This is a genomic window from Spirilliplanes yamanashiensis (assembly GCF_016863475.1).
GTDB lineage: Bacteria > Actinomycetota > Actinomycetes > Mycobacteriales > Micromonosporaceae > Spirilliplanes > Spirilliplanes yamanashiensis.
This window is the reverse complement of the sequence record NZ_BOOY01000026.1, coordinates 139,617-152,199: the sequence shown is the minus strand read 5'-3', so window position 1 is coordinate 152,199 and position 12,583 is coordinate 139,617. Positions and strand designations below refer to the sequence as shown.

13 protein-coding genes are annotated in these 12,583 nt (G+C 75.9%); 4 read left to right on the top strand and 9 right to left on the bottom strand.

From position 1 onward, the window contains the following. Positions 1-4 precede the first annotated feature (4 nt). Complete coding sequence (locus tag Sya03_RS17630; protein ID WP_203939397.1) at positions 5-1,171, top strand: ABC transporter substrate-binding protein; 1,167 nt, start codon at positions 5-7, stop codon at positions 1,169-1,171. A gap of 42 nt (positions 1,172-1,213) precedes the next feature. On the opposite strand, the gene Sya03_RS17625 is transcribed toward Sya03_RS17630, so the two are convergent. Next, on the bottom strand, positions 1,214-2,041 hold the full coding sequence (locus Sya03_RS17625; protein WP_203939396.1) for an ABC transporter permease: 828 nt from the start codon (positions 2,039-2,041) through the stop codon (positions 1,214-1,216). Positions 2,042-2,107: 66 nt separating this feature from the next. Further along, the gene (locus tag Sya03_RS17620) at positions 2,108-3,175 is read right to left on the bottom strand and encodes an ABC transporter substrate-binding protein (RefSeq protein ID WP_203939395.1); all 1,068 of its coding nucleotides are present in this window, start codon (positions 3,173-3,175) and stop codon (positions 2,108-2,110) included. A 186-nt stretch (positions 3,176-3,361) separates the two neighbouring features. On the opposite strand from Sya03_RS17620, the gene Sya03_RS17615 reads away from it, so the two are divergent. Genes Sya03_RS17615 through Sya03_RS17605 form a run of 3 tightly spaced genes read left to right on the top strand, consistent with a single transcriptional unit; the run spans position 3,362 to position 6,964 of the window. Beyond that, complete coding sequence (locus Sya03_RS17615; protein ID WP_203939394.1) at positions 3,362-4,138, top strand: ABC transporter ATP-binding protein; 777 nt, start codon at positions 3,362-3,364, stop codon at positions 4,136-4,138. 17 nt (positions 4,139-4,155) lie between these two features. Beyond that, complete coding sequence (locus Sya03_RS17610; RefSeq protein WP_203939393.1) at positions 4,156-5,100, top strand: LLM class F420-dependent oxidoreductase; 945 nt, start codon at positions 4,156-4,158, stop codon at positions 5,098-5,100. Positions 5,101-5,152: 52 nt separating this feature from the next. After that, complete coding sequence (locus Sya03_RS17605; protein ID WP_203939392.1) at positions 5,153-6,964, top strand: DMT family transporter; 1,812 nt, start codon at positions 5,153-5,155, stop codon at positions 6,962-6,964. Here Sya03_RS17605 and thiC read toward each other — a convergent pair. The 7 genes from thiC to thiE are packed head-to-tail and all read right to left on the bottom strand — an operon-like array spanning position 6,942 to position 12,475. Continuing rightward, a complete protein-coding gene (gene thiC, locus Sya03_RS17600; protein WP_203939391.1) occupies positions 6,942-8,534 on the bottom strand; it encodes a phosphomethylpyrimidine synthase ThiC in 1,593 nt (530 codons plus the stop codon). The two genes, Sya03_RS17605 and thiC, sit on opposite strands and share 23 nt — an antisense overlap. Next, a complete protein-coding gene (thiD, locus tag Sya03_RS17595) occupies positions 8,531-9,292 on the bottom strand; it encodes a bifunctional hydroxymethylpyrimidine kinase/phosphomethylpyrimidine kinase (RefSeq protein ID WP_203939390.1) in 762 nt (253 codons plus the stop codon). The genes thiC and thiD overlap by 4 nt, the downstream gene beginning before the upstream one ends. Beyond that, entirely contained in the window at positions 9,289-9,897 is a 609-nt protein-coding gene (locus tag Sya03_RS17590; protein ID WP_203939389.1) for a thiamine phosphate synthase, read from the bottom strand. The genes thiD and Sya03_RS17590 overlap by 4 nt, the downstream gene beginning before the upstream one ends. After that, the gene (locus Sya03_RS17585) at positions 9,894-10,646 is read right to left on the bottom strand and encodes a thiazole synthase (protein WP_203939388.1); all 753 of its coding nucleotides are present in this window, start codon (positions 10,644-10,646) and stop codon (positions 9,894-9,896) included. The genes Sya03_RS17590 and Sya03_RS17585 overlap by 4 nt, the downstream gene beginning before the upstream one ends. After that, positions 10,639-10,827 (bottom strand): sulfur carrier protein ThiS, encoded by a 189-nt coding sequence (gene thiS / locus Sya03_RS17580; protein ID WP_203939387.1) that lies wholly within the window; start codon positions 10,825-10,827, stop codon positions 10,639-10,641. Before thiS ends, Sya03_RS17585 begins: the two co-directional genes overlap by 8 nt. Further along, entirely contained in the window at positions 10,824-11,840 is a 1,017-nt protein-coding gene (locus Sya03_RS17575; RefSeq protein WP_239107626.1) for an FAD-dependent oxidoreductase, read from the bottom strand. The genes thiS and Sya03_RS17575 overlap by 4 nt, the downstream gene beginning before the upstream one ends. Then, entirely contained in the window at positions 11,837-12,475 is a 639-nt protein-coding gene (gene thiE / locus Sya03_RS17570) for a thiamine phosphate synthase (protein ID WP_203939386.1), read from the bottom strand. Before thiE ends, Sya03_RS17575 begins: the two co-directional genes overlap by 4 nt. Between the last annotated feature and the right edge of the window lie 108 nt (positions 12,476-12,583).

Below are 12,583 nucleotides of genomic sequence, written 5' to 3'. Positions count from 1 at the left end.
CACGTTGAGGCCCACCCGTTCCCTTTCCGCCGCCCTGGCCGTGCCGGCCCTGCTGGTGGGCCTGCTGACCGGCTGCTCCTCGGACGACGAGGGCGGGAACGCCGACGTCTACATCGGAGCCGACCTCGAGCTGTCCGGGGCCGCCGCGCCCATCGGGGCGGCGTACGAGCGGGCCATCCAGCTCAAGGTCGAGCAGGTCAACGCGTCCGGCGTGCTCGGTGGCCGCACCCTGAAGGTCCGGGTCACGGACAACCGCTCCGACCCGACCTCGGCGCTGCGCAACATCGGCTCGTTCACCGAGGACCCGAACGTCGCCGCCGTCATCACCGGCGTGTGCAGCGAGTGCGCCATCGGGGCCGCGAAGACGGTCAACGACCGGCGGGTGCCGACGATCGCCCTCGCCCCCGCCACCGCGGTCGCCACCCCCGTCGCCGAGCGCCGGTTCATGTTCAAGCTCGCCCCGAACGCCGCCGACAGCGCCGCCGCCCTGGTCACCGAGCTGCGGGCCGCCGGCGCGAAGAAGGTGGCGGTGCTGCACACCGGCGACCTGTACGGCCGCGGCGGCCTGGACGCCATGGGCGCCGAGCTGAGCAAGGCCGGCATCGAGATGCCGTGGAAGGCCACGGTCAAGCCGACCGACAACGAGATCGCCGACACCGTCGCCGGGCTGGTCGCGAACAACCCGGACTCGCTGGTCGTGTGGACGTTCGCCGACCAGGCGGCGCAGGTGGCCGCGGCGGCCCGGGCGGCCGGCTTCACCGGCGGCATCTACCTGGACGCCGCCGCGGCGGGCGACCTGTTCCTGCCCCGGTCGGCCACCAAGGGCACCGACGACACCACCATGGTGTTCACCCAGACCCTGGTGATCGACGACGTGGTCGCCACGACGCCGGCCAAGGCGGCCCGCAAGCAGTGGTTCCGCGACTACACGTCCCGCTACGGCGACTACTCCGGCTCGGCCTCGTTCGCCGCCGACGCCGTGCAGCTCATCGCGAACGCGGTGGCCAACGTGGGCGGCGACCGGGAGCGCATCCGCGAGGTGCTGGAGACGTCGCAGACCGACGGGCTGTCCGGGCCGATCCGGATGACGCCCGACAACCACTCCGGGCTGATGCCGCAGGCGTACTCGCTGCTGGTGGTGCGCGGCGGCCGCTGGCGCCTGGCGGGCTGACCGGCCCGGGCCGCCGGCGCGGGTGCGCGCCGGCGGCCCGGCTCAGCGCGCGGCGGCCGTGGCCCGCACCCAGGGCAGCAGCAGCCGCTCGACGCCCACCAGGGCGTAGTAGAGCAGGATGCTGACCAGCGAGAGCAGCACGATCGCGGCGAACGCGGTGGCGCTGTCGCCCTGGCCGCTGGTCTGCACGATCACCGTGCCGAGGCCCATCTCGCCGCCCTGCATCTCGCCGACCACGGCGCCGATGACGGCGAGCGGCATCGCCACCTTGAGCCCGACGAAGATCTGCGGCAGCGCGGCGGGCAGCCGCACCTTGACGAACGCCTGCCACCGCGACGCGTCGAGCGAGCGGGCCAGCTCGACCAGGTCGGCCGGGGTGCTCAGCAGGCCGGCGGCGGTGGACAGGACGATCGGGAAGAAGCAGATGAGGAACGTCATCGCGATGATCGGCCGCTCCCCCAGCTCCAACCAGACGAACAGCAGCGGCGCCAAGGCGATCTTGGGCACCGCGTTGAACGCCACCAGCAGCGGCGACACCATCCGCTCCACCCAGCGCGACCCGGCGATGGCCACGCCGATGAACACGCCGCCGACGACGGCGAGCGCGAAGCCGACCAGGGTGAGCCGGGCGGTCACCCAGGTCTGCTCCACCAGGTAGGCGGGCAGCACCAGGAACGCCGACAGCACGCTCTGCGGCGGCGGCAGGACGACCTCGGGCAGCCCGGCCAGCCGGGCCGCCAGCCACCAGGCGAACACCGCCAGCGCCAGGCCGAGCACCGGCCACGCCACCGCGGGCACGGCGCCGCGGGCGGGCCGCCGCCGGGGGGCCGGCGCCTCGGCCGGGGCCTGCGCCGTTGCCAACTCGCTCATGGGAAACCTCTCTGGACGCGGCGCGGCGGGTGCGGGACGAGCCCGCACCCGCCGCGGCCGCCCGGGTCAGGCCGTCGGCACCAGGTCGAAGGAGACGATCTTCTCCGGCGTCAGCTCGGTGTCCTTGATGGCGCCCGCGCCGCGCAGCAGCGCGATGCTGCGCACGACCCGCTGGTTGTCCAGCGCGCCGACCGGCACGCCCGAGCCGTCCGAGCGCACGTACGACGCCATGGCGGTCAGCTCCGCGGCGGCCGCCGCCGGGATCGCCGTCGGCACCGCCTTCTTCAGGATCTCGCCGGCCTCGGTCGGGTTGGTGATCGAGTCCTGGAGGCCCTTGAGCAGCGCCGCGGTGAACTTCTTGACCTTCTCCGGGTTCGCCTTGGCGTACTCGGACGAGGTGATCAGCGCGTTGCCGTACAGGTCGGCGAGCACGTCGCCGTACGGCAGCACGACCGCCTTCTTGCCCTTGGCGACGGTCTCGACGGTGGGCTTGCCGACCACGAACTGGCCGATGCCGTCGACGGAACCGCTGGCCAGGGTGCCCATCAGCGTCTGCGGGGTGCCGTTGACCCACTGCACCTTGCTGGCGTCGACGTTGGCGAGCTTGGCGTACGTCGGGAAGAGGTTGCGCACCACCGAGCCGGGCAGGTCGGCGAGCTTCTTGCCCTCCAGGTCCTTCGGGGCGCTGATGTTGTTGCCCTCGAGCGCGATGATGGCCGCCATCGTGCGCTGCTGGATGCCGGCGACCGCGGTGAAGCCGGTGGCCTGGCCGTTGCCCATCTGCAGCAGGCCGCCGGTCATGTCGATCGGCGTGAACTGGGCCTGGCCGCTCACGATCATCTTGATGTTGTCACCGGTGCCGGCGCCGGGCTTGATGTCGACGTCGAACCCGGCGTCTTTGAAGTAGCCCTTCTCCTTGGCCACGTACGCGTAGGCGTCGCGGCCGAACGTGCCGAACGAGGTCAGGTAGGTGACCTTCTCCAGGGCCTGCCCGCCACCGGCGGCCGCCGGCTCCGCGTCGTCACCGCTGCATCCGGCGGTCACCGCGAGCAGCGCGGCGAGCGAGGCGACGGCGGCCGTGCGCGTGAAACTTCTCCTGTGCACCGTGTTCCTTCCCGACTGAGGGGGGTCCATGAGGGACGGTCGGTGTCGTTGCGAGGGGCGCGCGGACACCGCGTGGTGATATGAGCATTGTTCGCCGATAGCGTAGGGGAACCCGCCGGGCATCACGAGGGTGCGGTCCTGTGCGGACGGCCACGATGGACAGCGGTTAACCTGTTCACGCCCGTCGATCCGCCCCCCGCCCCGAGGAGCCCCGCGATGATCCGCCTCACCGGAGTCAGCCGGACCTTCGACGGGCGCGCCGGCACCGTCGAGGCGCTGCGCGGCATCGACCTCGACGTGGCCGAGGGCGAGTTCGTCGCGGTGGTGGGCCGCTCCGGCTGCGGCAAGTCCACGCTGCTGCGCCTGGTCGCGGGCCTGCTGCCGGTCACCGGCGGCACCGTCACGGTCGCGGGCTCGCCGGTCACCAAGCCGCGCCGCGACATCGCCATGCAGTTCCAGCGCCCGGCCCTGCTGCCCTGGCGCTCGGTGCTCGACAACGTGCTGCTGCCCGTCGAGGTGTACGGCTGGAAGAAGGCGGCGCACCGCGCCCGCGCCCTCGACCTGCTGGCCATGGCCGGGCTGGAGGGCTTCGAGAAGCGGCTCCCGCACGAGCTGTCCGGCGGCATGCAGCAGCGGGTGGCGCTGTGCCGCTCGCTCATCGGCCGGCCCGCCGTGATGCTCATGGACGAGCCGTTCTCCGCGCTCGACGCGCTGACCCGCGAGGACCTGTCGGTCGAGCTGCAGCGCGTGCACATGGACACCGGCGCCACGATCGTCTTCGTCACCCACTCCATCGACGAGGCGGTGCTGCTCGCCGACCGCGTGGTCGTGCTGAGCCCGCGCCCCGGCCGCATCAAGCGGATCGTCGAGATCACCGTGCCCCGGCCGCGCACCCTCGGCCGCACGGACCACCTCGAGGAGGTGGCCCGGTGCAGCGCCGAGCTGCACGAACTGCTCATGGAACGCGACACCCCCGTCGCGGCCCGCGCGTAGCCCGCCGGAGGAGCCCGATGCGCGTCAGCATCTTCACCGAGCCGCACCGCGGCGCCACCTACGACGACCAGCTGCGGCTGGCCCGGCACGCCGAGGACGCCGGCTTCGACGGCTTCCTGCGCGCCGACCACTACCAGTCGATGAGCGCCGACGCCGGCCTGCCCGGCCCGACGGACGCCTGGATCACGCTGGCCGGCCTGGCCCGCGAGACCAGCCGCATCCGGCTCGGCACCCTGGTCAACTCGGCCACGTTCCGGCTGCCCGGGCCGCTGGCGGTCATGGTCGCCCAGGTCGACCTGATGAGCGGCGGGCGCGTCGAGCTGGGCATGGGCGCCGGGTGGTACGAGCGGGAGCACACCTCGTACGGCATCCCGTTCCCGCCCCTGGGCGAGCGGTTCGATCGGATGGAGGAGCAGCTCGCGATCGTCACCGGGCTGTGGGGCACGCCGGACGGCGAGCGGTTCTCGTTCGAGGGCAAGCACTACCACCTGCTCGACGCGCCGGCCCTGCCGAAGCCGGCGCAGCGCCCGGGCCCGCCGGTCATCGTGGGCGGCCGCGGCCCGAAGCGCACCCCGGAGATCGCCGCCCGGTACGCCGACGAGTTCAACATGCCGTTCAAGTCGGTCGCCGAGACGGCCGTGGCGTTCGACCGGGTACGCGGCATGTGCGAGCGGATCGGCCGGCAGCGCCCGCTGACGCTGTCCGCCGGCATCGTCGTGGCGATCGGCCGCACCGACGCCGAGGCCGCCCGCCGGGCCGCCCCGCTGCACGTCAAGAGCGCGCTGCCGCCGGAGGACCCGGTGGTGGGCTCGCCCGCGCAGCTCGTCCAGCGCATCGGCGAGCTGGCCGCGGTCGGCGCCACCCGGGTACACCTGCGGATCATCGAGATGGACGACCTCGACCACCTCGATCTGGTCGCCGGTGAGGTGTTGCCCCAGATCGCTGCTTTTGGGGCCGCTTAAGAAGCGTCGCCGGATCTACCGGCCGGTGGTCACGGCCCGTAACGTGCCCCGCATGGCACTTCGGACCTGGGGCAGGATGCTGCTCGTCGCCGCCGGCGCCGCCGCGCTGGTCGCCACGAGCCAGCTGGGCCTCGCGTACGGGCTCGGCATCGTCCGGCTGACCCGCGTCTTCGGCGACGAGATGCGCGACCACTGGCCGGCGCAGCTCGCGTGGGTCACCTGGTTCGCGATGGTGGCCGCGACCGCCGGGGCCTGGCTGGCCGGCTGGTCGGCCCGCCGCCGCGGCGAGCCGCCCCGGCCTGGCCTGCACGCCGCCCTGGCGGCCGCCGCCGGTCTGGGCGCGCTCACCGTCGTGCCCCTGGTCATGCAGCCCGCCCGCACCGCGCAGGTGCTCGGCGTCGACCCAGTGATCGTCATCGGCATCTCCGCCGGGCTCGGCGCCGTGGCGGGCGCGTTCGCCGGGTACGCGGCCCTGGCCGGCTGGACCGCCCGGGTGAGCCTGCTCGCCGTGGGCGGCGCCGTCTGGCTGGTGGCGCTCGTGTCGGTCGTGCCGTCCCTGGGCGTCACGGACCCGCTGCCCGCGGCCCGCCTCGGCGTGCTGGACGCCGCGTTCCTGTCCACCGCGACGACGCAGCGGTTCGCCCTGTTCACGATGCCCGCGATCGCCCTGGTGGCCGGGGCGGCCCTGGGCTGGACGGCCCGCCGCCGCGACATGCCGACGCTGACGATCGCCACGGCCGGGCTGGCGGGCCCGGCCCTGCTGACGGTGTCGTACCTGATCGCCGGGCCCGGCTCGGGCGGCGAGCACTACCAGTCGGTGCCGTACTGGGCGGCGGTGGTCGCCACGGCGACGGGCGTGCTCGGCTCGGTGCTGGCCGCCGTCATCCGCCGCACCGAGGACGACGACGCGGTGACCGAGGGTGACCGTCCGGGGGTCGACGAGCCGACGGCGGCGTTCCCCGCGCCGGGCGGCGGCTCAGGCCCCGACGCCACCCCGGCCTTCGGCATCCCGGGCGCACCCCCGGCGACCGGCCCGCGCCAGGACCCCCGCCACGACCCCCGCCCCGGACCCGGCCGCCCCGGCGGCGAGACGCAGGGCGACCCCGACCTGTCCGAGCTGTACACCCGGCACCGCGCCACCCCGCCACCCGCCGCCCCGGCGCCCGCCGGTCCGCCGCCCGCCGGGCCGGTCGTGCCGCAGTCCGGCAATCCCCCGCACCCGCCGGCCGCCGAGCCGCCGCCGGAGCCGCGCGGGCTGTCCAAGCTGCGCCGCCGCCGCGCCACCGGCACCGAACTGGGCCAGGACCGCCCCGAACAAGGCCACGAGCGCCCCGGCCCGGCCCCGGACCACACGCCCGGCTTCCTCGCCCCGCCCGGCGGCCCGGGCGGCCCGCCGCGCGTCCCGGACGACCCGTTCCACCCCGGCCAGCCCGTCGGCGGCGGCGTGGGCCGGCGGCTGCCGCAGCCGCGCCAGGCGACCGGCCCGCGCACCCCGCAGCCGATGCAGGCGCCCCCGGCGGCCCCGGCCCCCGCCGCCCCGCCGCCGGCGGTGCCGCCGGGACCGGCGGGACCGGCGGGCCCGGCGTTCAGCGACGCCCGCCCGCCGCTGGACCAGCGTCCTCCGGCCCAGCGGCCGCCCGCCCCGCGGGAGAGCTTGCCGCCGCGCGGCAACCAGCCGCCGCCCTTCGCCGCCCGCCCGATCGGCGAGCAGCCGTACGGCACGCCGCCGTTCGCCGCGTTCGGCCCGCCGCCCGAGGACGACGAGCCGCGGGACCGGCGCCCCGGCCCGGACGCCGCCCGCCCGGCCGTGCCGAAGAAGGACGCCGACTACGTCGACTGGGTCAGCGGCCTGGGAGACCGCTGACCGGCAGGTACACCCGGCCGCCGGCGGACACGAACTCCTCGCTCTTGTCCTGCATCCCGCGGGCCGCGTACTCCTTGAGCTCCTGGCTGATCTTCATCGAGCAGAACTTCGGCCCGCACATCGAGCAGAAGTGCGCCGTCTTCGCGGGCGACGCCGGCAGGGTCTCGTCGTGGTACGAGCGCGCCGTCTCCGGGTCGACCGACAGGTTGAACTGGTCCTCCCAGCGGAACTCGAACCGCGCCTTGGACAGCGCGTCGTCCCAGGCCCGCGCGCCGGGGTGGCCCTTGGCGAGGTCGGCGGCGTGCGCGGCGATCTTGTACGCGATGACGCCCGCCTTGACGTCGTCGCGGTTCGGCAGCCCGAGGTGCTCCTTGGGCGTGACGTAGCAGAGCATCGCCGTGCCGAACATGCCGATCATGGCGGCGCCGATGGCAGAGGTGATGTGGTCGTAGGCGGGCGCCACGTCCGTCGTCAGTGGACCGAGGGTGTAGAACGGCGCGCCGCCGCACAGCTCCTGCTGGAGGTCGACGTTCTCCTTGATCTTGTGCATGGGCACGTGGCCCGGCCCCTCGATCATCACCTGCACGTCGTGCTCCCACGCGACGCGCGTCAGCTCGCCGAGGGTGCGCAGCTCCGCGAACTGCGCCTCGTCGTTGGCGTCGGCGATGGAGCCGGGGCGCAGCCCGTCGCCGAGCGAGAACGTGATGTCGTACCGCGCGAACAGCGAGCACAGCTCGGCGAAGTTCGTGTAGAGGAAGTTCTCCTCGTGGTGCGCCAGGCACCAGGCGGCCATGATCGAGCCGCCGCGCGACACGATGCCGGTGACCCGGTCGGCGGCCAGCGGCACGTACGGCAGCAGCACCCCGGCGTGCACGGTCATGTAGTCGACGCCCTGCTCGGCCTGCTCGACGATCGTGTCGCGGTAGACCTCCCAGGACAGCTTCACCGGGTCGCCGCCGACCTTCTCCAGGGCCTGGTAGAGCGGCACGGTGCCGATCGGCACGGCCGAGTTGCGCACGATCGCCTCGCGGGTCTCGTGGATGCGCGCGCCGGTGGACAGGTCCATGACGGTGTCGGCGCCCCACCGGGTGGCCCAGGTGAGCTTGTCGACCTCCTCGGCCACCGACGACGTGACGGCGGACGTGCCGATGTTCGCGTTGATCTTCACGAGGAACCGCGACCCGATGACCATCGGCTCGCTCTCCGGGTGGTTGACGTTGGCGGGCAGCACGGCCCGCCCGGCCGCGATCTCGTCGCGCACGACCGCCGGGTCGACGCCCTCGCGGATGGCCGCGAACTCCATCTCCGGCGTGATCGTGCCGGCCCGCGCGTACGCGAGCTGGGTGGGCCGCGTCCCGGCCAGCGGGGTGCCGCCGCCGCGCACGGGGGCGACGTCGCCCCGCTCGGCGATCCACGGCCCGCGCAGCGGCGGCAGCCCCACCTCGGGGTCGCTGCCGGGGCCGGACGTGTCGTACAGCCGGACGGGGGCGTTGTCGCCGGTCAGCGGCACCTCCGCGAACGGCACCCGGATGTCGGGTCGGGAGCCCTGCTGGTAGACCTTGTTCCTCACGCGTACCTCCGGAAGTGGTGCAGCGGCCCCGGGCCGCCGCCGAGCTGCCAGTCGCGCGCACCGTCGAGCGCGTGGGTCACGTACTCCTTGGCGCGGCGCACCGCGTCGGGCACCGCGTCGCCGTGGGCGAGCCGGGTCGCGACGGCCGCCGCGAACGTGCACCCCGACCCGTGGTTGTTGCGGGTGGCGACGGGCTCGCCGCGCAGGAACGTCACGGCGCCGTCGTGGCACAGCACGTCGGTCGCGGCCTCGCTGCCGGTGACGACCACGGACCCCGGCCCGGCCAGGTCCGCGGCGGCCCGCGCCATCTCCTCGGCCGTCGTGACCCGCCGTCCGAGCAGGGCGCCGGCCTCGTCGCGGTTGGGCGTCAGGACCATGGCGTACGCCAGCAGGGGCCGCACGGAAGCCACCCCGGAGAGCCTGCTGCCACTGGTGGCCACGAGCACCGGATCGACCACCAGCCCCGGCAGCCGGTGGGCCCGCGCGGCGATCACCTCGGCGACGGCGGGGCTGCCGACCATGCCGACCTTCACCCCGGCGACGGGCAGGTCGTCGAGCACGGCGTCGAGCTGGGCGGCGACGACGTCCGGCGGCACGTGGTGCACGGCGGTGACGCCGCGGGTGTTCTGGGCGGTGACCGCCGTGATCACCGACGCCCCGTAGACGCCGAGCGCCGCGAACGTCTTCAGGTCGGCCTGGATGCCCGCTCCCCCGCCGGAGTCGCTCCCGGCGATGGTGAGCAGCACGGGCGGCGTCACGCGCGCACCCCCGGGGCGGGCCGCGGCCGCACGCCCCCGTCGCCGCGCGGCCGCGCCGCCTCGAACCCCGCCGCCAGCTCGGCGACCACGGCGGCCGGGTCGGCGGCCGTCATGACCGCGCCCAGCACCGCGACGCCGGCCGCGCCGGCCGCCGCGCAGTGCGCCGCGCGGGCGGGGGTGTCCACGCCGCCGAGGGCGAACCACGGCACCGGCGAGCAGAGCGCCGCCGCCCCGGCCGGGCCGAGCGGCGGGCCGTACCCGGGCTTGGAGGCGGTGGGGAACACCGGCGACAGGAACGCGTAGTCCTCGCCCGCCAGGCGCGCCACCTCGGCGGCGTCGTGGCACGAGCGCCCGACCAGCCCCGCCTCGACGAGGGGGTCGGCGGCGGACAGGTGCACGGCGTCGCCGCCGAGCGGGTCCGGGCCCGCCACGACGAGCCGGTCGCCGGCGACGGCGCGCAGCTCGGCCGCCAGCGCGCGCCGCCCGGCGTACCCCAGGTCGCGCTCGCGCAGCACGACCCGCGCGGCCCCGGCGCGGACCGCGGCGGCGACCACCTCGGCGAGCGGCCGCCGCGCCCGGCGGCGGTCGGTGAGCACGACGATCACAGCTCCGGCCTGCCCTCGTCGGAGGTGGAGGCCAGCGCGTGGTGCCGCCGCTCGATGCGCCCCGCCCCGTACGCGAGCCGCCCGGCCTCGACGGCGTGCCGCATGGCGGCGGCCATCCGGGCGGGGTCGGCGGCCCGGGTGACGGCGCTGGCCAGCAGCACCGCGTCGCAGCCCAGCTCCATCGCCAGGGCGGCGTCGGAGGCGGTGCCGATGCCCGCGTCGAGGATCACCGGCACGTCGACGGACTGCCGGATGAGCCGGATGTGGTGCGGGTTGCCGATGCCCAGCCCGGAGCCGATCGGCGACCCCGCCGGCATGACGGCGGCGCACCCGGCGTCGGCGAGGCGCCGGGCGAGGATCGGGTCGTCGCTGGTGTACGGCAGCACCGTGAACCCGTCGCCGGCGAGCCGCTCGGCGGCGCGCAGCAGCTCGACGCCGTCGGGCAGCAGCGTCCGCTCGTCGCCGATGACCTCCAGCTTGACGAGGTCGGTCTCGAACGCGTCCCGGGCCAGGTGGGCGACCTTGACCGCGTCGGCGGCGGTGTAGCAGCCGGCGGTGTTGGGCAGCAGCCGCACGCCCAGCCGGTCCAGCATGGGCAGCAGTCCCGGCCCGGCCGCGTCGACCCGGCGCAGCGCGACGGTGACCATCTCGGTGCCCGACGCGACGATCGCGGCCTCCAGCGCGGCCAGGCTGGACGCCCCGCCGGTGCCCAGGATCAGCCGGCTGTCGCCGAGCAGCGGCTCACCCACCCTGGGCCGCCGTGAGGATCTCGACCCGGTCGCCGTCGCGCAGCGCCGTGTCGGCCCAGGTGCGCCGCGGCACCACCTCGCCGTTGACGGCGACGGCCACCCCGCGGCGCGGCTCGCCGACCAGGTCGGCGACGGTGCGGGCGGCCGACTGGCGCGGTTCTCCGTTGACGGTGAGGGTCATGCGAACCTCCTCGGGCTCCACGCCTCGGGCGCGGGCGTTCCGGTGATCTCGTCGGCGACGATGTCGGCGGTGATGGGGGCGAGCAGCACGCCGTGCCGGTGGTGCCCGGACGCCACGACGACGTCGGCGCGCCCGGGCAGCCGGCCGATGACCGGGGCGTTGTCGGGGGTGCCGGGGCGGTGCCCGACGGCGGCCTCGGCCAGCTCGCACTCGGCCAGCTCGGGCACCAGGTCGAGGGCGGCGCGCAGCAGCTCGGCGACGCCGCCGGCGGTGACGGCCGCGTCGGCGCGCTCCTCCTCGGTGGCGCCGACGACGATCTCGCCGTCGGCGCGGGGCACCAGGTAGACGTGCCGGCCGTCGGCGTAGCCGCGGATCACGTGCCGCAGCGTCCCGGCGTCGCCGCGCAGCCGCAACACCTGGCCCTTCACCGGCCGGATGGGCAGCCCGGTCAGCGCCGCGGTGCCGCACCCGGCGGCGACGACGGTGGTGCGGGCGTCCGGCGGCGCCTCGGTGACGGGAACGAGCGTGCGCAGCGCGGCCACCACCCGGCGCGGGTCGACCTGCCGGTCGTCCGGGGCGTGCGCGCCGCGGCGCACCCGCGGCGACAGGGCGGGCTCCCAGTCGCGCAGCTCGCTGGGCGCGAGCCGGGTCAGCCGCAGCCCGGCAGCCTCCTGGTGGTCCCACAGCCGGTCGGCCCCGGCGACGTCGTCGGCGGTCAGCGCCACGGTGAGCGTGCCCTCGTCGCGGTAGCCGACGTCCACGCCGGTCAGCGCCGCCAGCTCGGCGGCGAACGCCGGCCAGCGCCGCGAACCCTCCACCAGCAGCCCGGTGAGGTGCTCGTGGCCGAACGTGGACTCCCCCACCGGCGCGAGCATCCCGGCCGCGACGCCCCACGCGTTGCCCGCGCCGGTGTCGTGCACGCTGACGCTCAGCCCCCGCTGCGCGCACCGCCACGCGATCGACAGCCCGATGATCCCGGCGCCGACGACGGCCACGTCGACCCGCCCGGTCACGCGAGGGCCGCGAGCAGCTCGACGACGGCCCGGCCCGGGTCCGCCGCGTTCGCCACCGCCCCGACGACGGCCACCCCGGCGGCGCCCGCGGCCCGCAGCCCGGCCACGTCGTCGCAGGCCACCCCGCCGATCGCCACGACCGGCGTGGCCGGCTCGGCGGCGGCCACGGCCGCCACCCCGGCCGCCCCGATCGGCGCGGGCAGCCCGCGCTTGGTCGTGGTGGCCCGGAACGGCCCCACCCCCAGGTACGTGGCCCCGCCGGCGACCGCCGCGGTCGCGTCCTGCGGGGTGCGGCAGGTGGCGCCGAGCACCGCCCCGGGGCCGAGCACCCGGCGGGCGGCCGCCACGGGCAGGTCGTCGGCGCCGACGTGCGCCCCGTCCGCGCCGGCGGCGAGCGCGACGTGCAGCCGGTCGTTGACCAGCACCGGCACCGCGGCCGGGCGGCACACCGCCAGCACGTCGCAGGTCAGCTCGTACGCGGCCCGGTCGGTGGTGTCGTCCTCGACGCGCACCTGGACGAGCAGTCCACGGTGGACGCCCCACCCGGCGGCGACGGCGGCCTGCACGACGGCGAGCGCGTCGCGCCCGGCGCGGCAGTCGGTGACCAGGTGCAGGCGTGGCACGGCACAGCCCATGCGGCAGCTCCTCTTCCTGCGCCGGCATGACCCGGATCAGGTTCGACGGTCGGGGGCTGCAGCCCCCCTCTCAGCCCGGTGCACCGGACTCCCGCGGGTTACGTGCCT

Coding starts and splice junctions, on each gene's coding strand:
- Sya03_RS17620 (WP_203939395.1), bottom strand. CDS start 3,175: ATGGACCCCCCTCAGTCGGGAAGGAACACGGTGCACAGGAGAAGTTTC.
- Sya03_RS17615 (WP_203939394.1), top strand. CDS start 3,362: ATGATCCGCCTCACCGGAGTCAGCCGGACCTTCGACGGGCGCGCCGGC.
- thiE (WP_203939386.1), bottom strand. CDS start 12,475: ATGGGCTGTGCCGTGCCACGCCTGCACCTGGTCACCGACTGCCGCGCC.
- Sya03_RS17610 (WP_203939393.1), top strand. CDS start 4,156: ATGCGCGTCAGCATCTTCACCGAGCCGCACCGCGGCGCCACCTACGAC.
- Sya03_RS17625 (WP_203939396.1), bottom strand. CDS start 2,041: ATGAGCGAGTTGGCAACGGCGCAGGCCCCGGCCGAGGCGCCGGCCCCC.
- thiS (WP_203939387.1), bottom strand. CDS start 10,827: ATGACCCTCACCGTCAACGGAGAACCGCGCCAGTCGGCCGCCCGCACC.
- Sya03_RS17605 (WP_203939392.1), top strand. CDS start 5,153: ATGGCACTTCGGACCTGGGGCAGGATGCTGCTCGTCGCCGCCGGCGCC.